The sequence below is a fragment of the Gracilimonas qinghaiensis genome, from assembly GCF_046602855.1.
In the GTDB taxonomy this organism is placed as follows: Bacteria; Bacteroidota; Rhodothermia; order Balneolales; family Balneolaceae; genus Gracilimonas.
Window position 1 is genome coordinate 1,400,604 of record NZ_JBKINJ010000001.1, and the last position, 26,077, is coordinate 1,426,680.

22 protein-coding genes and 1 pseudogene are annotated in these 26,077 nt (G+C 38.6%); 8 read left to right on the forward strand and 15 right to left on the reverse strand.

Going from position 1 to position 26,077, the window contains the following annotated elements; genetic code table 11:
* Position 1: 1 nt before the first annotated feature.
* Together ACKGJO_RS06230 and ACKGJO_RS06235 are read right to left on the reverse strand one after the other, a co-directional pair.
* Complete coding sequence (locus tag ACKGJO_RS06230; protein WP_411322550.1) at positions 2-451, reverse strand: response regulator; 450 nt, start codon at positions 449-451, stop codon at positions 2-4.
* Positions 452-1,174: 723 nt separating this feature from the next.
* Entirely contained in the window at positions 1,175-1,975 is an 801-nt protein-coding gene (locus tag ACKGJO_RS06235; protein WP_411322551.1) for an ATP-binding protein, read from the reverse strand.
* A gap of 618 nt (positions 1,976-2,593) precedes the next feature.
* Here ACKGJO_RS06235 and ACKGJO_RS06240 point away from each other — a divergent pair.
* The gene (locus ACKGJO_RS06240; protein WP_411322552.1) at positions 2,594-4,282 is read left to right on the forward strand and encodes an ATP-binding protein; all 1,689 of its coding nucleotides are present in this window, start codon (positions 2,594-2,596) and stop codon (positions 4,280-4,282) included.
* 173 nt (positions 4,283-4,455) lie between these two features.
* Here the strand turns inward: ACKGJO_RS06240 and ACKGJO_RS06245 are convergent, their stop codons facing one another.
* The 9 genes and pseudogenes from ACKGJO_RS06245 to egtB all read right to left on the reverse strand — a co-directional run bounded on the left by ACKGJO_RS06245 (position 4,456) and on the right by egtB (position 11,944).
* A complete protein-coding gene (locus ACKGJO_RS06245; RefSeq protein WP_411322553.1) occupies positions 4,456-5,013 on the reverse strand; it encodes a carboxymuconolactone decarboxylase family protein in 558 nt (185 codons plus the stop codon).
* 74 nt (positions 5,014-5,087) lie between these two features.
* Positions 5,088-6,181 (reverse strand): annotated as a pseudogene (locus tag ACKGJO_RS06250) (DUF3179 domain-containing protein).
* Positions 6,182-6,316: 135 nt separating this feature from the next.
* Complete coding sequence (locus tag ACKGJO_RS06255) at positions 6,317-7,078, reverse strand: alpha/beta hydrolase family protein (protein ID WP_411322554.1); 762 nt, start codon at positions 7,076-7,078, stop codon at positions 6,317-6,319.
* Between the two features lie 6 nt (positions 7,079-7,084).
* The gene (locus ACKGJO_RS06260; RefSeq protein WP_411322555.1) at positions 7,085-7,318 is read right to left on the reverse strand and encodes an anti-sigma factor family protein; all 234 of its coding nucleotides are present in this window, start codon (positions 7,316-7,318) and stop codon (positions 7,085-7,087) included.
* Between the two features lie 264 nt (positions 7,319-7,582).
* On the reverse strand, positions 7,583-7,786 hold the full coding sequence (locus ACKGJO_RS06265; protein WP_411322556.1) for a hypothetical protein: 204 nt from the start codon (positions 7,784-7,786) through the stop codon (positions 7,583-7,585).
* A gap of 59 nt (positions 7,787-7,845) precedes the next feature.
* A complete protein-coding gene (gene ytxJ / locus ACKGJO_RS06270) occupies positions 7,846-8,208 on the reverse strand; it encodes a bacillithiol system redox-active protein YtxJ (RefSeq protein WP_411322557.1) in 363 nt (120 codons plus the stop codon).
* A 221-nt stretch (positions 8,209-8,429) separates the two neighbouring features.
* Positions 8,430-9,155 (reverse strand): flavodoxin family protein, encoded by a 726-nt coding sequence (locus ACKGJO_RS06275; RefSeq protein WP_411322558.1) that lies wholly within the window; start codon positions 9,153-9,155, stop codon positions 8,430-8,432.
* Between the two features lie 485 nt (positions 9,156-9,640).
* The gene (gene egtD, locus ACKGJO_RS06280) at positions 9,641-10,618 is read right to left on the reverse strand and encodes an L-histidine N(alpha)-methyltransferase (protein ID WP_411322559.1); all 978 of its coding nucleotides are present in this window, start codon (positions 10,616-10,618) and stop codon (positions 9,641-9,643) included.
* Positions 10,619-10,636: 18 nt separating this feature from the next.
* On the reverse strand, positions 10,637-11,944 hold the full coding sequence (gene egtB, locus ACKGJO_RS06285) for an ergothioneine biosynthesis protein EgtB (protein WP_411322560.1): 1,308 nt from the start codon (positions 11,942-11,944) through the stop codon (positions 10,637-10,639).
* A 308-nt stretch (positions 11,945-12,252) separates the two neighbouring features.
* Here egtB and ACKGJO_RS06290 point away from each other — a divergent pair, with 308 nt between their 5' ends.
* A complete protein-coding gene (locus tag ACKGJO_RS06290; protein ID WP_411322561.1) occupies positions 12,253-12,666 on the forward strand; it encodes a DoxX family protein in 414 nt (137 codons plus the stop codon).
* A 59-nt stretch (positions 12,667-12,725) separates the two neighbouring features.
* Here the strand turns inward: ACKGJO_RS06290 and ACKGJO_RS06295 are convergent, their stop codons facing one another.
* Positions 12,726-14,795, reverse strand: coding sequence for an acetate--CoA ligase family protein (locus ACKGJO_RS06295; RefSeq protein WP_411322562.1), 2,070 nt, complete (start codon positions 14,793-14,795; stop codon positions 12,726-12,728).
* Positions 14,796-15,095: 300 nt separating this feature from the next.
* Here ACKGJO_RS06295 and ACKGJO_RS06300 point away from each other — a divergent pair, with 300 nt between their 5' ends.
* From ACKGJO_RS06300 to ACKGJO_RS06315, 4 genes are all read left to right on the forward strand, one after another.
* Positions 15,096-15,830, forward strand: a complete 735-nt coding sequence (locus tag ACKGJO_RS06300) for a GDSL-type esterase/lipase family protein (RefSeq protein WP_411322563.1) — start codon at positions 15,096-15,098, stop codon at positions 15,828-15,830.
* Positions 15,831-16,428: 598 nt separating this feature from the next.
* Positions 16,429-17,118: an O-methyltransferase gene (locus ACKGJO_RS06305; RefSeq protein WP_411322564.1), complete on the forward strand. Its 690-nt coding sequence runs from the start codon at positions 16,429-16,431 to the stop codon at positions 17,116-17,118.
* A 72-nt stretch (positions 17,119-17,190) separates the two neighbouring features.
* A complete protein-coding gene (locus tag ACKGJO_RS06310) occupies positions 17,191-18,198 on the forward strand; it encodes a metal-dependent hydrolase (RefSeq protein ID WP_411322565.1) in 1,008 nt (335 codons plus the stop codon).
* A gap of 145 nt (positions 18,199-18,343) precedes the next feature.
* Entirely contained in the window at positions 18,344-18,949 is a 606-nt protein-coding gene (locus ACKGJO_RS06315) for a nitroreductase family protein (RefSeq protein ID WP_411322566.1), read from the forward strand.
* Between the two features lie 11 nt (positions 18,950-18,960).
* Here the strand turns inward: ACKGJO_RS06315 and gdhA are convergent, their stop codons facing one another.
* Together gdhA and ACKGJO_RS06325 are read right to left on the reverse strand one after the other, a co-directional pair.
* Positions 18,961-20,298, reverse strand: a complete 1,338-nt coding sequence (gdhA, locus tag ACKGJO_RS06320; RefSeq protein ID WP_411322567.1) for an NADP-specific glutamate dehydrogenase — start codon at positions 20,296-20,298, stop codon at positions 18,961-18,963.
* 333 nt (positions 20,299-20,631) lie between these two features.
* Positions 20,632-21,087, reverse strand: coding sequence for a 5' nucleotidase, NT5C type (locus ACKGJO_RS06325; RefSeq protein WP_411322568.1), 456 nt, complete (start codon positions 21,085-21,087; stop codon positions 20,632-20,634).
* Positions 21,088-21,419: 332 nt separating this feature from the next.
* On the opposite strand from ACKGJO_RS06325, the gene ACKGJO_RS06330 reads away from it, so the two are divergent.
* Complete coding sequence (locus ACKGJO_RS06330; protein WP_411322569.1) at positions 21,420-24,059, forward strand: protein kinase domain-containing protein; 2,640 nt, start codon at positions 21,420-21,422, stop codon at positions 24,057-24,059.
* 272 nt (positions 24,060-24,331) lie between these two features.
* On the opposite strand, the gene ACKGJO_RS06335 is transcribed toward ACKGJO_RS06330, so the two are convergent.
* Positions 24,332-24,682: a hypothetical protein gene (locus tag ACKGJO_RS06335; protein ID WP_411322570.1), complete on the reverse strand. Its 351-nt coding sequence runs from the start codon at positions 24,680-24,682 to the stop codon at positions 24,332-24,334.
* A gap of 424 nt (positions 24,683-25,106) precedes the next feature.
* On the opposite strand from ACKGJO_RS06335, the gene ACKGJO_RS06340 reads away from it, so the two are divergent.
* Positions 25,107-26,021, forward strand: coding sequence for a sensor histidine kinase (locus ACKGJO_RS06340; protein WP_411322571.1), 915 nt, complete (start codon positions 25,107-25,109; stop codon positions 26,019-26,021).
* The last annotated feature ends 56 nt before the right edge of the window (positions 26,022-26,077 follow it).

Consider the following 26,077-nt stretch of genomic DNA (forward strand, 5'->3'; position numbering starts at 1 on the left):
TTTAAGAGTTTAGAATGCTGCTAAAGAAGCTTTTTTGCTCATCTTCTTCTTCATTATTACCGATAATATTACCCTCATCATCAAAGTAGCTACTGATGGCTTTGTGCATTTTATCAGCTGTAAATGGCTTGGTTATATACTCATTGGCACCGCCTTCATTTAGAGCCTTATCAACCTTGCCCATAGACTTCTCAGCCGTAACCATAATAATTGGAATATCGCTATAACCTTTATCCCTGATTGCCCTTGCAAACTCAACCCCCGTCATCTTAGGCATATTCCAATCCACAAAAAGGATGTCGATATCGTCGTTAAATTTATCCAAGGCATCCTCACCATCCATAGCCTCTTCATATTCAAATTCAGCCAACATAAGTTGGTCTAAGGCCCTCTTCACCTGACTTCTCATGATCTTAGAATCATCTACAACAAGTGCTTTTATTTTACTCATTTTTTGCTCCGATTTACCTTCGTAATGGTATCTCTACCTCTAATTGATATTAGTAATTAGGTTTTAAAATCAAACAGACCGTAAAAACCGGTACTGCTTCTTCACTCTCAATAATTATCGGTTCAAATAGGAAATCCTTAAGGCCTTTTATCAGTTAAACTTCAATTACACCAAAGTTTATCATGTATGGACCGATTCGGGCGTCACTTTAAAGACATATATTAGCTTATTCTAATATGCTATATTTTTTTCGCTCACTATTATGGAGACGAAATTTGGGGAGCTTTAATAAATGCAATGGATGTAGAAAGGTTATACAGAACATTCTTTGGACTTGAGACAGAATATAAGATAAGTAGCAAATCTTCAGTCGCTTACCTTTCATTTCGAAAGGAAACTTTCAGCTATCATAAAGAAACTATATCTGATTCTGGAATCAGTTTCCAAAAACATCTACTGTCTCATCTTAGAACATCAGAATCATACCACACTGGATTATCTGAATCGAATTTATTGGATTTGCATGTCGATACTGAAACTAACGATAGGATATCAGGCAGTAATTGGTCAAACTACAAATTTGGTCTTGATGTCATGGAGAAATTGGTCAATGAAAAAACGAATGTTTTAAGGTCGAAAAGAATACACACCTATTTACGATCCGGTACTACAAAGAAGAAGGGCTTATTATTGGATTTCTGTGTATAGGATAATGTGATCAGATCAATATGTAGGCAACGAAAGAGAGAGCTTTCCGCTTGTGTCATTTGTATGGTTAAATATTAAACGACCACCTATTTGATCAACCAATTTACGACTCGCAAGTAATCCTTCATTCATAGGATTTTGTTTAGTGTATTCGTACTCATCTTTCTCATTTGAACAGGACAGTACTTTTCTTATATCATCGGCCTTGTGTTTTGAAACATTAAACGAAATAAATAAATCCACCAAACCTTCGCGTTCGTAAGTTTCAACCCGTACTGAACTCTTACTACTGGAACATTTCATCGCGTAGGAGATTAACTTATAAATTATAAGTTTCATAGTATATAAAGCGACCTTTAAATAAAGAGGTTTTTGAGACAGTCCGTATTTGATTTTCAGTGAAGATGGATCAAGCTGATTACATACATCTCTTACTGCCCAATTCAGGTCAACTTCTAACGCTTCCTCTTCTGTTTCTTCGTGCTGTACTTCTTCATACAATTTGTTGAGTTGCTGAAGGATTTCATTTACTTCTGTAATTCCAATTTCGATCCTTTTACGATATTGTTCAATCTGATGCACATTAGCATCCTCTTTAAGCGCCATATTAATCAGTTCTAAATAACCCGAAATAGAACTTATAGGGGACATGGCGTTATGCATATTTTCTTTGACAATACTTTTTCTAAGCTGTTGCATGCATAGTAGATGCCTGAACTTTTGCCGTAGTTCTCCGATACTATCATGTTTTTCGCCACTATTCATAACCAACATATTATTGACAAAACATATTTCGTTCTCTGCCTTTTCTATCATAACCACCTAATTAAAGCCAACGTTATTTTTAATTTTTGCCCCACTAAACAACCGCCTAACTGTAATAATTCGTATGCACAATAATAAAATTAATTTAATATTAAAAATTCTTAATAAAAGAAACCTACTCATTTTAATAATCGCAATGACTTTCATAGGGTTAAGAATTTAAATTATGATTTTACAGTTCAAATTGATTCTTCGTTCGCACAATACAACAATGATATAAATACTAACATGATATTTATCTAATATACTTCTAGTTAACTCTGTCCAATTCCAATCGGAGCACTTTTTATGTTAAATAAAATCAACATTAGGAGTATTAAATAATTCATGATCGTTATCATTTTGATACTGGCGAATTTTACTGGTGGTAAGCACAAATAATTTGAATCATTTCATTGGCATAAACATTCATTACTATAATTGCCCTCTTCATGTAACTTAACATTTCATGTTTCGTAGCAATTTGCGATATATATGAAATAGAGCTGCTCGAAGAGGTATATATAAATAAAAGAATTAACCAAATTCCCTTAATCACATCTAAACATCATGGATACACTTTAAGGGCTTGATTTTTTATGTTAAATTGATTGATAGATAATTATTTATATGGCTCAGAATAAACAAACTCTATCTTCTGCTAACGGACTTTTTCGCTCTGTCATTGAGAATAGTATTAATGACATTTTCCTAATCGAACCTGATACACTCAAATTTGTGTATGCGAATAAAAAGTTTATTCAATCACTGGAGTACTCCCAAGAAGACCTTTTGAATTCAAGTTTCGAAGATATCTTGACTAATGAGCAAAGAAGTTTTGGTTCGGATATGGTTAATACAATCTTAGTTAAAAAAAGAGAATCCATAAGCTTCCAAATTGACATTCAAAGAGACGACTGTAGTTACTATACTGCTAAAGTAAATTTAAAAATGCTTCAACACGAGGGTAAATCTTTTATCCTTGGGATCTCTGAGGATTTAGGGCAGCAAAAAAGAAATAATTTACTTCTCGAAAAAGAAAAACAGAAAACCAGGGAACTACAGCTTAGCAATAAATACAAATCTACATTTTTTGCTAACTTGAGTCATGAGATGAGAACGACACTAAACTCTACTCTTTTACTTAGTGAAATATTGTCCGAGAACAGGCCTCATAACCTTGATGAAAATCAACTTACCTATATTAAAACCATATATAATTCAACCACGAGTTTACTTACATTGCTCAATGAGGTACTCGATTTATCCAAAATAGAGTCAGGTAAAATGAGTATTAGACCTGAATATTTAGAAATTCAGGAATTTTGTAAGGAACTTGAATGTCTCTTTCAGCCCGTAGCCAGCGAAAAGGGAATTAACTTTGCATTTACCAATGAGCTGGTAGACGAAATTACATTTAAAACAGATAAGCTGCGTTTAGAACAAGTATTAAAAAATCTTATTTCAAATGCTCTTAAGTTCACTAACGAAGGTTCTGTGAAATTAAGATTATACCAACCGAGCTGTAATAAAAAAGATAGCTGCCCACATGACAACAGCACGGATATGATAGCTTTCCAGGTGATTGATACAGGGAAAGGGATCGCCAGTAACAATCTTGACCTTATATTTAAAGAATATGAACAGGCTGAAGCTTTTGATAGCCAACATACTTACAGCGGAACCGGTTTAGGATTATCTATTTCTAAGGAAATAACTGAATTGCTTGGCGGTAAGATTGAAGTAGAAAGTAAACTTGGCAAAGGAAGTACCTTTACGGTTATTCTACCCACTGACAGTAGCGAAGCCATACTCAAAAATGCAAGATCCGGTAAGATCAAGCTTACCACCGATCCAGCTTTAGGTGATCGTATCAAACCAATAGATAATATGGCTTCAAGTAGTAAAATAAATGGCACAGTCCTTTTAATTGATGACAGTGAAACTCACAATATGGCTCTAAGTGAGTTTTTAAGCTTTAAAATAGATAATACATTTGCTGTAGGTACTGCAACCGATGCCTTTGAAATATTAAATAAGGAAATAATAGATTGTATCGTCCTGGATATGTATTTACCGGATGCCAATGGACATGAGGTTTTAAAAAAGATTAAGAGTAATGATAAGTTACGCTCGATTCCGGTTATCATCTATTCCGGTAAAAACATTACTCAACATGAGGAAAATGAGCTGGAAACTCTCGCCGATGCTATAATTCAGAAAAATGCTATGAGTTATAAAGTGTTGCTTGCCAAAATTATCGGTGTCCTGCAAAAGGTGCTTCAGCCTATGAAGAAAAAAGAGGACGATCTACCATAAAACGGGTAGATCATCTCTTAACCAATTTTACATTGAATCTAATTATGCCGTGATTAATCAAAATACATATACAACCTGGTGACGGTCACGGAACCGGCATAAAATTAAATCTATAAAAAAGGCCTGATCCAAATGAATCAGGCCTTCTGACGCTTTCAACTGAAAGATCTATTTTAAGCGGGTGCAAATTCGATGTTTTCAGCTTGAAAGGCCTCATCTAACGGAGTATCAGCAATATGGTTTGTATAGTTACTGATCGTTTTTAAGGTAATTATCAGGGTTACCTCAAGTACATTCTCTTCAGTATAACCGGCATCCAGGAATTTCTGTATGTCAACATCTGTGACATGCCCTCTTTTTTCGACGGCTTTTTGAGTGTATTCCACTAAAGCGTTTAACTTATTATCCGGTAAAGTTTTCTGATCACGAATGGCATTCACGATTTTCTCATCCATATTCAGCTGATTTTTTAATATAGTAGAATGAACAGCTGAACAGTAATGGCATTCATTTTCAATACTGACTGCCAGAATCGCTGCCTGCTGTTCCTGTTGTGTGAAACTTGATTTACCTATGATCTCATTCAGTTTGAGGTACCCTTCCAGTACAGAAGGCGCTTCAGCAAATTCACCAAGCAGATTAGGTATAAACCCGTAGTTGTCCTCAGCTGCGCTGAGCAAAGGCTTGGCGTCTTCAGGTGCATTCTCAATGTTGTAAATAGTGATATCCATGTCGTTTGCAATTTTATTAATTTACTGTGAAATATATCAGGGATAAGTTTATATGCATCGGTTTAAACATACCTTCATTCAAAACGATGTATTTGAGGAAAATTGAAAAAATCTGCCCAAGCAAACCAATAAGCATTGTAGCCATCTGTAGAGGATAACTCTTCACCTTTTCTGGGACCTTCTACTGCCTCACCCCAAATATTCCATACATTACCCTCTTGACCTGAAGCAATAACCGGCAGACCCTTTTGTGAACCTTCGAATTCCAAAACTGTCCCATCACTCAGGGTCCTATCATAGGATACTGCCACTTTATTTTGTGAACTTCCTGCCACTAATAATTTTACACCCTCAAACTCATCATTCAACACTTCAATACCAGCATCAAATCCATCAACTGGATAAACTTTTGAATTTGGTTCAACCTGTATTCCATGCACTAATGTTTTTGCATCAAGCCTTTCATCAGGGTGATATACTGGGAATAAAATTCTGGAGTCATCGTCTGAGTAGTCTTCTCCATATAAATATTTCTCATAGTTTCTCTCAAAACCTGTATTTGTATTCAATACTAAAGAATTTAGGAAAGCTTGCTTCCACGGCCCCCAGGTTATTTCAACGACCTGAATTTTTTTGATATCATCTCCGATAAGTGCTCCATTCACCTTTTTCCAAGCATTTGTGACCAACGGCTTCCAGTTTCTCTATCGTACGGAATCAGGTTGTTTTTATGTATTAATCCAGACACACCAAACTCTGTCACCTTCCCATTTATCTCTCTATACCAACCTATTCCAGAACCTGTAAGTGGGCAAAAGGTAACAGCTATTGGTAACTCAATTACATGATCATTTACGATCTCATGGTAATACAAAATAACATGTGGATAGGCTTTAACTTCATTGCCTTTTTTTACACCTAATACCAACCCCCAATCTTCAAGAAAATTAATATCTTGAACCACACTAAAATTTGGATCGTCAATTGAAGGGATCCCATCTACTCCTGGCCCACCGTCCACTACTTGCTGACAGGGAACTAACCAATTGCCACCTTTGCATTCTACACGATCTGCTTCACCATTGTTATTTGATTCGCTGTTAACTGAAGTGCATGCGTACGTGAATACATTCAAACAAATTACCACAAAGAAGGTTAGTGCTCTCACAGTTATTTTCTTTCATTTCAAATTTGGTCACTATGAAAATAGTAACCCATTGATCATTCAGAGTGGCTTTGAATTGAATGTCTTACTTAATAGGAAAAGATTTTAATTACTATAGGAATAAAACAGGTTACAAAATCACTCAAAATATCGATGAACCCAAGCAGCTGTAACAGAGCCTACATAGAGTGCATCTTCTTCATTACTAAGTAAATGGTCTGCGTCATCCATTGAGATAAAGCTTTTTGGATGTTTGGCCATTTTATAGATATGAGCCGCATTGTCAATGCCTACCGTTTTATCGATCGGTGAGTGAAAGATCAGAAGTGGTTTATCCAGGCTTTTGATGATGTTATCCATATTCTGTTCTTCCAGGTCATCCAAAAACTGTTTCTTGATCGTAAATGGCCTGCCGGCAAGAACAACTGTGGCCTCTCCTTTTCTGTCGATCTCCTCTCTTTCATCCAGAAGGTGTCTTGTAACATGCTTTGGATTACATGGCGCAGCCACTGTAGTTACAGCCTCAACAGATTCGATCAGGTGAGCAGCTTGTAAGACGGCAGCTCCACCCAAGGAGTGTCCCATAAGCATTCTTGGGGCCTCCCATTCTTCTTTCATATACTCTGCAGCCGCGACGAGATCTTCGATGTTGGACGAAAAGTTAGTGTCAGAAAAATCACCCTCACTTTCTCCCAGTCCGGTAAAATCAAACCGAAATACTCCAATGCCTTCTTCAGTTAGAGCGCTGCTAATGTGTCCTACCGCTCTCAAATTTTTACTGCAGGTAAAGCAGTGGGCAAATAATATAGTGCCTTTACTAATGCCATCATCCGGTTCATCTATCCTGGCAGACAGCTTATCTCCCTGACTTCCCTTAAATTTAATTTTCCTGCTGTTCATCAAAGATCAATTTAAAACTTTCATGGCATCAAGCAGTGCCTGATATTCTTGCCTGCACTCTCCACAATTGTCCAGATGTTCTCTGATCAACGGCATGGCTTTTTCGGGAGACTTTCCTTCAAGCTCCATTTCTGCAAAGGTGTGTAAATCTTCAAAACAATCATCACAACCTATCTCACCTTCATGAGTGTGAGGAATTTTACTAATTAATTTTTTAAGTACGTCTTTATTAAATTTCATGTCTTTTCAGGAATTAAGACCTGAGCTACCCATTTAATTATCAATTATATCGGCGCCTCTATTATAATTTGGTAAATGAACTAATCAAAATTGAATTATAGGCTTATCTGAAAAAACTGTATGACATTAACGTCACACTGTCCATAATTTGCTATAAACCTATTATATCCAAATATTTGAACGTGTCATATAAAAATTTCAACACTGTACTGACTCATACTTCCATTGTGTGTTCTTATTATTTTATCCTTTAATAACGTAGACTCAAATAAAAGCCAATTTAGTAAAAACCGCCCTCAATTCGATAGGAGCGACTGCCTGATACCAGCTAAAGAGATTATTGACGGTGGTCCTGGTCAGGATGGGATACCATCTGTAGGTGAGCCTGAATTCATTCACATGTATTAAGCTGGCTTTCTTGATGGCAAGCGCCTGGTCCTTGGTATCCAAGATAGATGATGTGGTCATACTTTATCCTCATCAGGTCATGGATTGGCATGAGATCGAAAACGATACATTTCGTAGGGTCACACAAGATTTGAAAGGATCTCTTTCCCTTTAATGTTCCAGTGAGATGCATTCCAAGTTACTCGACCGTCTTTAAGTAGAAGTACTTGAGGTGATTCATGCCTGATGTTAAGTCTTTCTGCCAAATAGTTAGAAAGTTCTCTTTGCTCGATCACATTAATAAAATGCATATTCGCTCTGTTAGAAAGCAGGTCCATATGGTGTTCCAACTCCTCTTTTGTGAGGTAGCTGACGCTGCACCTGCTACTGTGTTTATAAATCACCTGAGGATGCATCTTAGATCTATCCAAAAGTGAGTTTAATGTTTCTTTTCCTGGAATTACATTCCAATTTTTCACATTCTGAACTTTGGTTTTATTCATTTTTAGTAACAATTTTTTCAACATGATTACTTTTCAATTTTTGTATCGCTAGTCAAAGAATTGGGCCATAGCTAATAAGACACTTGATCAACTACTTTATGATTAAGTATTTGTCCTCCTGAATGACATTTCCAAAATAACTGTCAAGCTTATTCGGGTATTTAGCCAATCAAATAATTATCAAAATAAGGACAGGATAACTCGGATTCTAATTCCGCGATCTAGCGATATTCAGGATTTTCAAAATTCCAGCGTGTGCCTGTATCCCAGGCTTCTCTCGAATTTCCCTGCTTGGGGTATCCATTTTGATCTTTTAGCATACGTGCTAAATGGAGCAAATTATAGGTCATGAAAGTTGTGTTACGCTGAGTAAATTCATTATCAAAGCCAACGGGTCCATCTTCTCCCTCATCTCCATAACTTGGTCCCGGACCGGCCTCCCCGATCCAGCCAGCATCTGCCTGAGGGGGGATACTATATCCTACATGCTGTAATGCATATAATATTCCCATTGCACAATGCTTGATCCCATCTTCATTACCTGTAATCAGACAGCCGCCTGCTTTACCGTAAAAAATATACTGACCTTTTACATTCTGAAGTCCACTCATTGCATACAGTCTTTCGATAAGTTTAGTGGCAACTGACGATTTTTCCCCAAGCCATATTGGTGTTCCGACTACCAGAATATCGGTTTCATACACTTTTTTCCATAACTCCGGCCATTCATCTTTATCTACCCAATACTCCGTCATATCAGGATAAACACCATGCGCCACATTATGATCAACCAAACGAATACATTCTGCTTGCACGCCCTCTTTTCTCATGATGTCCATCGATACATCGATCAATATGCGAGTATGGCTTTTTTGGGGTGATTGTTTGAGTGTACAATTTATAAACAGTGCTTTGAGACCTGAAAAGTCTTTATTGTCTTTTGACATATGCGTGCTCCTTTGAGATTAATATTTTTTGATTGAACAAAAGTTTTCAAGACATAACCACCTGATATCCGTCTACTATAAAAGAATGTTAACTCGGGTGGTCATCCTAGTCATCAAGCAATTCTACCTTCGTTTTGACTTCGTTGATCACTCCAAAAGCTTTAGAGAAGAATTTAAGACTCCGCGAATACTTCCCTTTACAGCCTTATATAGAGGTTTTGCGTCGTGCTTTCTCCTCAGCTAATTCCGATATCCAAGAGATTGACTACTGATCAAAGGGGTACCGGAACAACTGCAGATTTGCGCCTGGAGCGGTGAGATTTTTAAAGCTATAACGGTTACAATTAACCCTGATAGCAGTCCGGTTCCGAATTTTAACGTATTCCCATTAATGAATTTAGCTTAAGCATGATCGCATTATCCAATACCATTAAGATCTTATCTTTAGTGTAATCAGGTACTAGACGCCACGCTCAGGCTTTTTCTTACCTTAAACTCTTTACTGATGTATTTGTAAGAAACTGAACACAGAATTTGTTTTCAGAATCTGTCCACGATGTTACGTGCTCGAAATAAGGCTTCGTCATATTTCTAAATGACTCGAGAGAATATTTATGAGAATTTTCTGTATGAATTGACTCCCCTTCATCAAAAGCAAACTCTCTCCCTGCAATTGTTATCTTTTGGTCTTTTTTACTTACGAGATGCATTTCAATTCTGCTCTTAGCATCGTTGAACAAAGCTTTGTGTTCAAAGAGATCGACATCAAAATCAGCAGAAAGTTCCCTGTTAATTCTCTTTAAAATATTTTTATTGAATGCCGCTGTAATTCCTTTGGAGTCGTCATATGCATTTATGAGAGTAGTACGGTCTTTGATCAAGTCAAAACCAACTAACAATCCACCTTGCTTATCCACTAATTTAGAGATCAGTCCTATAAAACCTTCCGCCCGATCTTTGGTGAAATTGCCAATTGTAGAACCCGGATAATAAGCTATTCTGCGCTTTCCGGAATCACCGCTTCCGGGTATATCAAAAGGCTCGGTATAATCCGCGGCAACCGGTTGGATCTTTAAACCGGGATATTCTTCTTGTAGATCTTGAACTATATCAGCCAAAAAATCCTTCGAAATATCAACCGGCACATATGAATCTATGCTATCAATATTATCTAAAATAAGTCTAGTCTTTAAACTGCTTCCACTTCCGAGTTCTATCAACCTTACATGCTTACCGATCTTGTCACTTATTTCATCAACATTCTGTTCCAATATAGAAAGTTCAGTGCGTGTCGGATAATACTCTTCCAATTGACAGATCTGCTCAAATAGCTCAGAGCCTTTTTTATCGTAAAAGTATTTACTGGGTAGTGATTTCTGAGGTTTACTTAATCCTTCTAAAACCTCACTCAGCATGCTTTGGCAGACAGACTTATCTTTTTCTTTTACCGCTGTATTTTTCATCGTAAAGATTTAATTGAATTATTTTGCCAGTCTGATACCGGTAAACTGCCAGCGCTCGTTCGCATGGAAAAAGTTTCTGTAGGTCTTTCTAAAATGTGATCTTGATGTTGCGCAAGATCCGCCGCGTAGCACGTATTGATTACACATGAACTTTCCATTGTACTCCCCTAGGGCACCCGGAAGAGGTTTATATCCGGGATAAGGTGCATAGGAACTTTGTGTCCATTGCCAGACATCACCAAACATTTGCTGGAGTCCGGTTTCCGCACTTTGCAAAGCTACAGGATGCAAATTGCCTGCATCAGCAAAGTTTCCCTCGATCGGCATTTTTTCAGCTGCAATCTCCCACTCTTGTTCAGTAGGCAGTCTGTATCCTTTCCAGCGAGCATAGGCATCGGCTTCAAAATAACTCACATGAGTAACCGGTTCGTTCATATCTACTTTCTGCATTCCACTTAAAGTAAAATACCACCACTCTCCGTCCTTATTCTGCCAATAGAGCGGTGCTTCCCAGCCTTCATCACGGACGGTTGAATAACCTTCATCCAACCACCATTTTGGCTCCTGATAGGCTCCGGATTCTAAGAATTCAACAAATTCAGCATTGGTTACCAAGCGGTTAGCCAATTCAAAATCATGGATGTAGGTCTTGTGTCTAGGAAACTCATTATCGTATCCGAATTTCTCACCCTTATGCCCCACTTGGTATACCCCTTCTGAAAAGGAGCTCCAACTTAGCTTAGGTACTGACTCGACCTTGGGTCTTTCTACTGTTTTATATGCTACGTTCAACGGATTTTGAGAAAACATATACTTAAGATCCGTCATTAACAGTTCCTGATGCTGCTGTTCATGATGTATTCCAATTTCAATGATGGGACCCCATTTTTTATACTGTTCATCTGAGGCATTATTGATCAGTTTTTCAACATGATCGTTAATACTGTTTCTGTACTCAAATACCTGTTTGACAGTAGGCCTTGAAATGTTGCCACGACGAGCCCGACAGTGGGGTACTCCGGTTTGCAGATAGTATGAATTGAAAAGGTAACTATACTGAGGATGTATTGGGTCATAATCCTCAAGTTCCTTTTCCAGCAAAAATGTTTCGAAAAACCAAGTGGTGTGAGCCAGATGCCATTTAGCCGGACTGGCATTTTCAGTTACCTGAACCACATAATCTTCTATTTCAAGTGGTTCAGTTATGGTTTCTGTGAAAGCCCTGACCTTTTTGAATTTTGACATGAGTTCTTCTCTGGTATAACGAAAAACATCACTTTTTAAAACTTCTGAATTTTGTTCTTTGTGAGTCAATGTAGTATCCATAATACCTGTATTGGTTTCTTTTCAAATTGACGCCTTATCTGAACACCTTATTACTAGATTAATATCAAGCAGTTCAGAATAATTCCATTTCTATGATCAGATCACGATGATATGCATGCTAAGGCATTACTTTAATTCATCTTAGCTTATTGATTCTTTTCCTAATTTGAGACAAAAGCGTATACAATGACAGGAACTATGAACTCTAAGGATTCATTAGATTTTAAAACGGCACAAAATTTACTAATACATTTCAAACTGACTCCATTTGAATAGTATATCACTAATCTATTTAATTGATTACAACAATGTATCAATTAAATAGACTCAACGGGATAGCCCATTGGCTACCGAGACTTTCCTTAGCTGCTACCTTTATCTACCATGGCTTTCCAAAAATAGCTATGGCCGCCGATGTTGCTGCCATGATGGGAATGCCAACGATCATGGTACTTATGCTTGGTTTGGTTGAGATCGGTGGTGCGCTACTGTTGCTGTGGGGTGGATTTGGTCCCGAATGGGCAACGCGAATTGCTGGCCTAATGTTTACAGCAGTTATGATAGGTGCTATTGCGATGGTACACGCCCAGTTTGGATGGAACTCCATCAACATGGGAGATAACGGTGGACGTGGAATGGAATTTCAGGTACTGATCATTGCCGTTTCTCTACTCTACACTTTTAAAGGTAACGCATTAAACGAAAAAACCAGTGAGTCGTAAGACACATACTAGGTCCATAAAGACATGGAGGAAAGTCTGACAGGCTTTCTTCCATTTATTTACATTCCATTACTAACCGTTAAGCTTCCTCTTACATCCAGAGCCTTACTCCCCTTAGATCTTGCCAAGACATTCAGCGGGTTTATCTCCAATTCTTTTATATTCGGATGATCTGCTGCGATCTGTCCCAATGCAACCAACACTTTTATTACGCTTTGAATATCCCCTTCAGGGTACTGCCTCCAGCCCTTAAGCTTTTTATAGATCAGAGTTCGCTTGATCAGGTCAAGTGCTGCCGTTTCAGACAAAGGAGCTATAGCCATGTCCACATCTTTGTACAGTTCCACATCTGTACCTCCGGAGCCGAATAACACCATCGGCCCAAATTGATCATCCCTGACAAATCCTGCGATCACCTCCGGCGCATCAATGATCATTTCCTGAACGATCACTCCATCCATAGTCGCCTTCTGTTTACTCACAGCCGATTCGATCTTTTCCCATGCTAACCTGACCTCATCTTCCGAGCTAACGTTCAATACCACCCCTCCGATGTCAGATTTGTGTGAAATATCATCCGAGATCAGTTTTATGGCTACCGACCCATCAACCTGACCAAAGTATTCCACCGCTTCATCCACTGTTTTGGAAATAAATTGCTTAGGAAATTCGATTCCATAAAGTTTTAGCAATTTTTCCCAATTTCTATCCTCAACCAGCTTTTCCGCTTCTTGCTTATCCACATTTATAGGGGCTTTGCTTCGTTTTTCGGCATTCGCCAACCAGTTCCGGCGTTCTATCATAGCGGACAGTACTGAAGCAGAACGTTCAGGAAATGCGACGTTTGGAATACGCCGTTTTTGCAGGATCTTAAGCGCATCTTCCACAGAAGCTTTCCCCATGATAGATGTTATCACAGTTTTATCATGCGATCCGGCCACTTCACCAACTACCTCGGCCAAGCTCACCGGCAGAAACCAATCCTGAGGGGCCTGAATAACTACAACAGCATCTATGTTATCATCAGAAAGTAAAGCTTCCAGGGCCAGTGTATAGGTACCGGGACCCGATCCGGCCAGAACATCCACCGGATTATTGATACTGGCTGCTTTTGGGAGTCTTTTCCTGAGAAATGCTTTCGTATCGTCAGACAGTGATGCAATCTCTAAGCCGTATTTTTCAAGAGCGTCCACAGCTAATATGGCCGGTCCGCCGGCATTCGTCAGAACAGCCACCCTCTTTCCTTTCGGTAGAGGTTGCCAGGCCATAGCGCGGGCCCATTCAAACATCTCCTCGATGGTCTCTGCCTCCTGAATACCACTGTGACGAAAGGCCGTTCGGAAAGCTTCGGTGCTACCCGCCAAAGCACCGGTATGAGAAGCCACTGCTTTCGCCCCGCTTTTTCCCTTTCCACCTTTCAGCATTAAAAAAGGTTTTTCCTTGGCAGTCATTTTGGCCTGTTCCATGAATTTCATACCGTCAGCCACTCCTTCAATATATCCTGTAATTACCTTTGTGTTTGGATCAGCGGCTATGGTTCTCATCATGTCTGTCTCATTTACGTCGATCTGATTTCCGAGACTCACGATCCTTGAGAATCCGATCCCGCTTCCACTGGCCCAGTCAATGATCGCCGCTACCATGGCTCCGGAGTGAGAAATGAAACCGATCTCTCCCGGTTCAGGCATTCCAACCACAAATGTGGTATTCACCGGTGTATGTGTATCTATGGTCCCAATGCAGTTTGGCCCGATGATACTCATACCATGGGATCCGGCAATATCAAGAAGCTCATCCTCAAGTTCTTTACCCTCTTGACCTGTCTCACTGAATCCTCCGGTTACGATCACTGCATGGCCGATCCCCCGCTCTCCGCACTCTCTCAGCGCGTCAGCAACGACCTTAGCCGGCACTACGATAATAGCCAGGTCGACCGGATCAGGCACTTCACTTACCGAAGGAAAGCATGTCATATCCAGAATCTCGTAGGCCTTTGGGTTCACCGGATAGATCCCGCCTTTATAGCGATATTGAATAAGATTCCTGAGAACACCGTGCCCCAGTTTGTGGGCATCTTGTGACGCACCGATTACAGCTACACCCTTTGGAGCAAAAAACGGATCAGACATACATAACGAAATTTAATTGAGTTCATACGGTTCCAAACTATCATATTTCAGACAGAATATTTGAATAGATACAAAGCTTATATAAAGGTTTGATTAACCCGATCTTAATATATAGAACAGGATAAAATGTCGAGATTCACTATCCAATACCAAACTAATAAATATATTCATTTACCCTTCCACCACCGAGGAACAATTGATAAAGAATTTTGTTTCATTTTTAGATAAACATCATGTAACCTATTTGAGTACATTTTTTCTTTTCGTTAAAAATAAATTACTAACTGAAATCTTTTTGGAATGCAGACTTATATATTAATTATCTGGACGTTACATTCGTTACTGTTTTTAGGTTGTGAACAGGTCACAAGTAAATCACCTGATTCGGTTTCTGATGAGACGTTGGTCATAATGCCCTTGGGTGATAGTATGACGAATGATTCACGTTCAAGAGTTAAGTTGTGGAACCTGCTGGAGGGTGACGGGCATACCTTAGATTATGTTGGCAATCAACAACAGAGCAGTTCAATTCCAGATCCTGACCATGAAGGTGTTGGAGGAATAAAGATTCAGGGTATAATGGACAAAGCCGAATCACTTATGCAGACTCATCAACCTAAATTTATAACATTAATGGTTGGAACCAACGATATAGCCTGGTATTTCGACGAGACAGGTCAAGAAATAGCTAACCGATGGAATGAACTGATCGACAAGATATATTCAGCTTCTGATCCTAATACTTACATTCTTGCTGCTACTATACCCCCCGTCAGTTCCAAGAACGTAGGCAAATCAAATATGGCTACACGCGATCGGGCCGTGTTAGTGCAACACTATAATGCTGCCCTGCGCATTTACGTTAAAAATCGCCGATCGCGGGGTGAAAAAATTATTCTAGCGGATATGGAAGCTGCTTTAGAAGCAAGTCAACATTTAGCCGGTGATGGAGTACATTTAAATGGGGAAGGGTATTCGATCATGGGAACGGTATTTTATGAGGCTATAAATAAGGCACTAATTGAGGGCCATTAGATCCAATTTTTGATCCTTATTACTAATTTATTTCAGGCAAATATTTGAATAATTTTATTTTCTTAATCCGGTAGTAATCTTTTGGTAATCGTTATTCCTTTTTTTTGCATCTGCAATGGTTAGATAAAAAAAGAGCCTGAAGCACGGTACCATCACAGATATTAAAATAAAACAGCTACCCACTGACTCATCGTTGATGCTATCCTCTGCTTTAGGCTTTACTGTATAGTTAATTTCAGAGTTCGAAAGATCTTCCCGTTATTTATTTTATCAGTATAAAATTTTTATATGTGATCGTGATTCTACTTTCTACATATTTTATATAGGAATACGGGCCTATCAGCATCGGTCAATTTTACCTTACTGGCATGAAATACATCACTTTGGAGTAGCCCAAATTTTTTTAGATCACTAACCAAATAATAAAACTTTTTTGTTTTCGTAATCTCATTTACCTTGGATCTTACTGAGCAATATTTAAGCTAACACACTCTTTATTATTGATTCTTGTCTTCCTCATGCTTTAAATACCATGGCAACTTTCATTTTGAAACTTAAATAGAAATACATCCTGTAGGATTACCCTAAAAATTAACAAATGCTGAATTCCTTAAAAAAGTTTGTCCTCAAAGACCTGGTTCTTGAGGTCAAAGATATACGCAGTCTGGAATTACTAAAAAATATTCATGCTGAATATTTACCATGGACCGGGGCCTCCATACACCCCACTGCCCTGCTTTATATGTTAAATGATATCACCATTCATCAAAGAAAACATATAGTCGAATGCGGTAGTGGAATATCCACCATTTATATCGCAAGTTTGATTCAAAACTCAAACAGAGATATAAAGTTTCAATCTATAGATCACGATGAACACTGGATATCGATCATGAGAGATCACTTGGAGAAACATGACCTTCAGGATCAGGTTGAACTGATACATGCACCTCTAGCACACTGCAAACACTGTAAAGATACATCATATGAATGGTATGATACTTCCGTTTTAGATAAACAGGTAAGTGAAGCCCCTATTGACCTATTATTTATTGATGGGCCTCCCGCAAAAAAGAGGTCCTGTGATCTATCGCGCTATCCTGCCCTTTCTTATTTCAGATCCCGGCTGGATGAGGAATACATCGTTATTCTTGATGATTCGTGCCGCAAGGGTGAAAAGAAAGTATCCAAACTGTGGGAAAAGGAGTTTGGATTAACTTTTAAACAGGAAATATTGAAAGGAGATATTCTGATATCCAAGAAAGGTGGACCTTACACTGTCCTTTAAAAATCAGTGTCTAAAGAAAGATTCGATATTCAGTTGATTTACCTGCGTAACTGATTTAGTTCAAAAGTATATATGGATCCAGTCACACATGGCCTTGTTGGCGCCAGCCTCTCACAGTCCTTTGCAGATCACAGTAAATTTCGTGTTGCTTCATTAACAGGCTTTGTTGCAGCCATTTTTGCAGATGCGGATGTTTTTATTTCAAGTGCTTCCGATCCACTTCTCAATTTAGAAATACACCGGCAGTTTACTCACTCTTTTGTCATCATACCGTTTGGAGCACTTATTGTCACTGTATTACTTTGGTGGTTCGTAAGAAAGCATCTCACATTTAAAGAAATCTATCTCTTTAGCCTGGCCGGCTATGCCACAGCAGGAATTATGGATTATTTTACCAGTTATGGTGTCCATCTGCTCTGGCCGTTCATTGATAAAAGATATGCAATGGATATCATCTCCGTTTTTGACCCTTTATTCTCGACTGGCGTGTTAATACTGACAGTACTGGCATTTTATAAACGACAAAAACTGTATTCCGGTCTGGCTATGATCTGGATCACAGGATATCTTTTATTTGGATTTAGTCAACACCGCAAAGCTTTAAATACTGCAGAACAAATTGCCATTCGAAATGGTCATTATATAGAGCAAATGGTAGTTAAACCAACCATTGCCAATCAGCTGCTTTGGAGTGCACGTTATGTTAGCCAGCAGAGAATATATTCCTATGGCATCCATATGAATCCTTTTGCCGATCCTGTGATCTATAAAGGTGAATCAGATTCTCTTCTCAACTGGCGATCTGAGTTCTCTTCATTGAAAGGAACTACTTTATACAAAGACATTCAGAGGTTTTCAGACCTATCTGACGGGTATTTGATCATGCATCCCGATCATGAAAATGTAATTGGTGATGGTCGGTATTCCATGCTTCCTACGACCCTCTCACCGTTATGGGGCATTTCAGTTGATACGACCCGGCCTAATCAGCATGTGGAATTTGGAACTTACCGTGATGCAAACCCCGAGGTTAGAAAAACCTTTATTGATATGTTGATGGGTAAAGATAGTCATCAATAAGTGTACCACTTTATATGCGAATTCCATTTTATGGCCTAACTCATTCCATCTTAGTCTTAGGATTACAGCAGAACATGGAATTACGCGTTCTAGTACCCTGTTAAGTACCTAATTACAATCAATACAGAATACAGATAAAATTACTATGGCGACTAAGGAGAAAAAGAAAGCTAACACTAAATATGATATACATGAAATCATTCAAGAGCGCTGGAGTCCCCGGTCTTTCTCTGACCGTGAGGTAAAACCTGAACTTATTCGAAAACTTTTTGATGCTGCAAGATGGGCCCCTTCGTCATTTAATGAACAACCATGGAGATTCATTTATGCCCGAAAAGAAGAACCGGGACAGTTCGACAGATTATATCGTGTAATGGGTGAGTTTAATCAAAACTGGGCAGGAGAAGCGCCGGTACTTATACTCACCATTGCCAAGAAAAAATTCAGTAACAATGGTAACCCAAACAGGGTAGCAAAATTTGACGTCGGGGCTGCTATGTCATACCTAACTTTCGAAGCCACACGCCACGATCTATATGTGCATCAGATGGCAGGCATCGATCAGGAAAAAGCGAGAGAAATATTTGATATTCCTGACGGCTATAAAGCCCTGACCATGGCGGCTGTCGGCTATATAGGTGATCCGGACGATCTGGAAGGTGACCTCAAAAAGACAGAAGTTTCCGAACGCACGCGAAAAGACATTGATGAAATTGCCTTTCAAGGTGAGTGGAAAGGCGAAAAGGAATAAATAGGGCTATATCAAATCGGACCAAATGCCAGCATCGCATTAGCTACTTTTTCAAAACCTGCGATGTTGGCTCCTTTAACATAATCGATACTATCTTCACCATTGGTTCCGTAATTCTTACACTGGTCATGGATATCTTTCATGATCTCACGCAACTTATCATCTACTCTTTCTGCAGTCCATTGTAAGCGTATCTTATTTTGGGCGATCTCTAGTCCGGATACTGCTACTCCCCCCGCGTTTGAAGCTTTACCGGGGGCATATTGGATGTCTGATTTTCTAAATAACTGACTTGCTTTATCCATACAGGGCATATTCGCTCCCTCTGCCACCAATTTAACACCATTATCTAGAAGCTTTTGAGCGTCTTCGTCTGATATCTCATTCTCTGTAGCGCAGGGCAAGGCAATGTCACATTTCACACTCCAGGGGTTTTCTCCTTCACGGTATTCACAATCAAATTCTTCGGCATATTCCCGAATTCTGCCTCGTCTTACTTCTTTCAGTTCTTTAACAAAAGCCAGTTTTTCTTCATCAACTCCCTCTTTATCATAAATCATCCCATCTGAGTCAGATAGCGTGATCACCTTAGCTCCCAATTCTATGGCTTTTTCACAAGCATATATAGCCACATTTCCACTGCCTGATATTAAAACCTTCTTTCCTTTGAGCACTTCATTTTTTTCTTCCAGCATATTGCTTACAAAATAAATCAAGCCATACCCGGTAGCTTCAGTACGAATAAGGCTCCCTCCGAAATCGATATCTTTTCCGGTTATAGTACCTGTAAAACGGTTCGTTAATTTTTTGTATTGCCCGAATAGATAGCTGATCTCACGTTTTCCCACACCGATATCACCGGCAGGTATATCGGTATCATCACCAATGTAGCGATGCAGTTCCATCATCAGGTTTTTACAGAAGCGGAATATCTCATCATCACTTTTGCCTTTTGGATCAAAATCAGATCCGCCTTTTGCTCCACCTATAGGCAAATTTGTGAGTGCATTTTTGAAGATCTGTTCAAATCCCAAAAATTTTAGCACATCTTCATTTACGGTTGGATGAAATCTCAACCCTCCTTTGTACGGACCAATACTGTTATTGAATTGTACTCTCCATGCCCTGTTGACATGTATATTTTTATCATCATCCTGCCAGGTCACCCGAAATCTGATCATCCGATCCGGCTCCGAAAGGCGTTCAAGAATAGCGGCGTTCTCATATTCCGGCTTGTCTTTTATATATGGAATAATATCTCCGAAGACCTCTTTTACTGCTTGATGGAATTTTTCTTCTCCGGGATTAACTTCCTTTACGTATTCTAAAAATGGTTTTAAATCATACATATGATCTCTATCCAATAATGCTGTTCATAAATTAAATCTCACTATTTTAACCACCTTTCAGCTCGTTTCATTCTAAGATATGGAATACAACCGAGATCTTATCTTAGCCTATCATCTTTTAGGCCTTTTAGGATCCACAAAATTCCAAATAGATTGTCAACCAAAGTACTTAAAAAAACCCATTGAAAGTGTCTAACGAACGCGATGGATCTCAATGTATTATGCAATCCAACACTACAATTCTGAGACCAATTGCAAAATACTCAGTATTCCCGCTACACTTCAAAATGGCTCATACGCTTAAAATTAGTTTTTATATTTAACTGATGATATCTAATGATCCATTTCCAGAAAGTCTAAAACAGATCTCCAGTTTGGAAATTCATGGCTTCCAAACTGTATCCATTTTCCTTTAAATTCATCCGCCCCGTTGTAGCCCATATCATCGATAAGATACTCACCAAGCATCAGATCCTTCCTTTTGGTTAGAATAAGCTTATTCCGGATCGGCTTACCAAAATGTCTTTCAACCCATAAACGCTTATGAGTCCAGGCTTCTGGGTTATCCCAGGGTGCTGATGAAAGTATAAAGATCTCAAATCTATCATCATCCAATAATTTCTTAACGGCTTCAACGCCGTCTTCAATCGTTTCAAGGTCTTTGTAAATGCCAGGTAATTTATCCGGACGTCCTTTATAGTCTTTATTTTTTGCAAGAGGATGTTCATCCCACGCTTTGTGGAAGTCAGCAATGACTCCATCCAGATCCACATATACTATCTTACTCATAATTGATCACTGACTTTCTTTTTAAATTTCCATTACATTTATGCTGCATTTATATATTATAGCATTACGTATAATCTAAAAGTTTCAGAAGTATTCAAGGCGTCTTTTATCCTTTTACTTTGAGTATACGTATCATACTTAAGAAATTGCGAACCGCTTTAAACCACTCTTTTCATTTTCCGAAGACCACCAATATGAATGATTTGAAATTAAAAATTTAACTCATCCTCAACATCTTAAGTAAAGCATAACAGGACATAATTCCAGGTATTTATCCATGTACAAATATATAAGACAGGTAATTCTTAATTACTACATTAATCGTCAGCAGGATGAATGAAATAAATTGGAAGCAAATTGAAACCATTGTTGATCAAGCTTTAGATCTTCCTAAAGAACAACGGCTGAGGTTCATTAAAACAGAATGCAAGGGTAAACCAAAACTTGAAGGTGAAGTTACCCAATTGCTGGACTCTATAAGTAATTCAGAGGGTTGGCTGGAAAATCTGGAAAAATATAAACGCGATATGTACGATGAGTTGGCTGATAATATAGAGCTGCTCTCTTCTGAAAAATCCCTGATCGGATCCAAAGTAGGGTCATACCAAATCGAAGAAAAAATCGGTGAAGGAGGAATGGGATCAGTTTATCTGGCAAAACATTCCAGCGGTGATATAAAACATAGCGTTGCCATAAAGATCATTCGATCAGAAAAAGCAACTTCGGATAATATCAAGCGATTTAAACGTGAGCAAAAGATCCTGGCCGGCCTCCATCATCCAGGTATTGCTAGAATGTATGATGCAGGGACCACAAGTGATGGTTACCCATATCTCATTATGGAGTATATAGATGGAATACCCATCAATGATTATTGTGAAAAAAATGAATGCACCCTAGGTAAAAGACTGGATCTATTTATTGATGTACTTCAGGCCCTTCGTCATGCTCACGAAAACCTGGTCATTCACCGTGATCTGAAACCCGGCAATATATTGGTTGATAGATCAGGTCATATTAAGATTCTCGATTTCGGAATTTCAAAATTAATTGAAGATGAGGAAGACAACTCGCTGACAAAAACAGGAGCTCACCTTCTTACCCCTCGTTATGCAGCCCCAGAACAAGTTCTTCAAGAAAATATTACCACTGCTACCGATCTTTATGCCCTTGGGATTATATTTTACCAGCTTACTTCCGGTCATTATCCATTTGATTTTAAAGAGCTTTCAAGGCACGAGATGGAACAGGCCATCATAAAACAGGAAGCCTGTAAACCCAGCACCAAAGTTTCTGATCCTAAGGTTAAGAAACAGCTACAAGGGGATCTAGATGCCATAGCTTTAAAAGCCATCCGTAAGGAGTCTGAACATCGCTATCGAATGGCCAATGAGTTTCTTGAGGACCTAAAGAATTTTCAGAAAGGCAATCCGGTTACTGCACGTGAAGACTCTTTTCGTTATCGGAGTCAAAAGTTTTTTAAGCGCCATAAACAGGGTATCGCCGTCACTGCAGGGATTCTCCTGTTCCTCATTGGACTTACTAGTTTCTACACCTTCCGGATTGCTCAAGAACGAGACCAGGCTCAGGTACAGGCTCAACGGGCCGAATTACAGGCAGAGCGTGCTAAACAAGTTTCCGAATTTATGATCAGCCTCTTTAAGAGTAATTATCCTGAAAATACACTTGGTGAAGACATTCCTGTAAGCTCTGTTATTAATGCAGGCATAGAAAACTTAAGTAAACAGGAAATGAGTCCGGTTAATCGAGCAACCATTCTTGGAGTTATTGCTCAAGTACAGGTAAAACTATCTGACATTGAATCAGCAAAAAAACTCAGCACCCAAGCTTTTAACCTGGTAATAGATTCTGTGGATAATCATAACCTCGGTACCGTGGATGTACCTACCATTTATGGACAAGTTGCATATCAATCCGGAGATTTTGAAGAAGCATATCAGGCATTCAAAATAGGTGATTCTTTGTATAAGGCTAATGATCTCACTAATACATATGAATACCGTACCTTAAAATACAATTTGGTTAACCTATACACTGAACAAAAAAAATACCAAGAAGCTTTACAGGTTCTTGGTCTTTTAGATCCTGAAACCTACGGTGATGATAGAGAGGCCATTATAGAAAAAAGTGATTTTTATAATTACAAAGCCATTGCTTTAAAAAATCTGGGACGACAAACAGAAGCACTGTCGATATATAAAAAGGCTCTCGAGTACAGACTGGAAGCCTATGGCCCAAACAACCCCGAAGTAGGAACCATATATAACAATATCAGTAGTTTGTATATCTCTTTAGATCAGTATGAAGAAGCGCTCGAGTATGCTGAAATGGCTTACAAGATCAGAAAGAACACCCTGGGACCCTCCCATAGTTTAACAGCCACACCGCTTTGGTCTCTTTCTGTAATCCACAGAAATCTTAATAATTATGAAGAAGCATTAAGATATGCAGATGAAGCCGGCACAATATTAAAAGAAACTCTTGGAGCAGATCATTGGAGGTATGCAACCACTATTCGTGGACAAGCTGAAGTTTTGATAAAAATGGAAGAGTTTCTAAACGCTAAGAAGAAGGCTGATAAAGCTATTGAAATAATTAATACCAATTATGCATCAAATATGACTTTTAAAGCTCTTTTCAGTGCAACTTATACAGGTATATATAAGGGGTTAGAGGACCTGGATAAGGCCGCAGAGTACTATTCCAGTTCAATTTCATTTTTTAAAGAAGGCCTGGGAGAAAATCACCCTCAGGTAACACAAATGCTTATAAGTTACGCAAAAATGGAAATGAGCAGGCAAAACTATGAAAAGGCACAGCCTCTTTTAAAAGAAGCGTTTAAGATCCAAAAGAATAATGAACAAAGTGATGAAGAATTGAAAGTGACTCAAACACTTATTGACGAATCTGTAAAAAAGTTACAACGTGCATCAACTGCCTCTTCCAAATGAGTTCTCATATCTTTTCAGTTTTTTTTCAATGCTGTAAATATTGTTTTCCCAATAAACCTTTTATTTTAAAATACAAGCGCATGAAAAAGAAGTCAGGAATGAACAGCTTAAGTAAAAAAACAGAATCTTATTGGACCCCATAGATTGTAAAAAAATGATGTTAAAGGTAGTGTCAACCGGTAATAGCTTTAAAACCTATGGGTCAGCTTGGCTTAATAAAAAAGGCACCCGGGTGATATTACGAATGCCCTTGCGTCGAATTTTATATGAACTTACTGAAAAGTTGCTTGCGTAGCGACATCCAACTTGTCGGCTACATTACTGAATATTTCAGCGTTTGAGGTTTCACTGATAACAATAACACCGTTTGCGTCTCGACTGGCATTGTCTAGCATTTCCGATGTAACATCAGAAAACCAGAATACAGGGTCGAAGGTGATTTGAGTCGTTGCCACGCTTTCTTCCAGAAATTCCACTTGGTCTGCTTCCGCCTCAAAGACCTCTCCGGAATTAAATTCAAAATGCAGGGAAACTTGGTCTTCGATGTCGATATGAAAAAATTTTGCGTTGTCGACGGCAACGGCTCTTTCCACAACGGGAAAGCAGAATGGTTGTAGGTTCATTGGTCTTGGATTAAGAATTAGTGTTTTATTAACACTGTTCTTATACCAATAAATGAAGGAAAACTATTTAATAGTGCTTTAACAGGTACAATAGTAAGAATGCTGCCACCCAATTAAAAGAGAATTTAGCTGTACTGAGCTTAATCAATATGACGAAAGCATACAATCTACGGTGATAAAGAATGTTTATTTTGAAGTTGCGCTTCAATGCTCTTTAATCAATAATAAGTGATGATTTTACTTCTCCATTGATTGAGTAAATCGGAGGAAAGCCATAAATTTGTTTGTCAGAATTGACCCTTATCATTTTGCCCTCTAATGTACCATGGTTCTGCTTTTTTTGTAGACGATCAATTGCATAAAAATCTTTGAGTTTAAGCAGTAATTCAGATACCATAAGACACATTCTTAATCTACCCAGCAAATGAAAATAACTAAAGATATACAAGCCACTGAAGAGGAGATCGAGGGCCTTGAAATGCACTCGGTCGTAAATATTATTTCCGTGATCAGCAGTCAGCTGCAGCTCATACAAATGGACACTAGTTATCCTGAGCTACTTGATCCGCCCATTAATAGAGCTTTGGAATTTGCCGATGCCAGTCATTCTAAGGATAAGTCCGTTTTTAATGTAGAGTCCCTCAGGAACTTTGAGGAGCATATCAATGAAACGCTTAACGATCTCAAAACAAAACAACCTGTTTTAAATGATGATTCTCATGTTGATGAATACTCAAAGATCCTTAAAAATGTCTTTGATGTATTTGAGGTTCGTTTAAAAGAGATCATTCAGCGTTGGGAGGATCCAAATACCTGGATCCCGATTCGGGTTAAGAATTTCGTGGATGATTTCAAGGAGTTCTTCTATGCTATGGAAAAGAATAGCAAAGGTCGGTATAAGATCATCTACAATATTGCTGAACAGGATGAGAAGGATTATCTGGTAAATTTTGCCATCAATAGCGAGGGAGAGGAGATTATTTACATGCCACTGATCCTGAAGGATGTGATCAGAGATCTCATTGCTAATGCCCGGAAATACACCTCTCCCGGTGGTGAAATTACCGTTGGTATCTCACAAAAAGATAGGATTTTCAGGTTTGTGGTAGAAGACAGTGGATATGGAATCCTAAAAGATGAACTGGAGAAAGTGGTTGACTATGGATATCGCGGCAGCAATGTAAAAGAGACTGTTCGTACCATGGGTGGTGGCTTTGGTCTGACAAAAGCTTACTATGTGGTGAATGAGCTAAACGGGGATATGTGGATAGACTCAGAAGCAGGTGAAGGGACTAAGATCAAAGTTGAAATCCCGATCCCTGAAGATATAAATTCGTGATTGAACTGTTATCCAGAAGAGAGTGATTTTAAATCAATTACTTTCGGAATTATCTA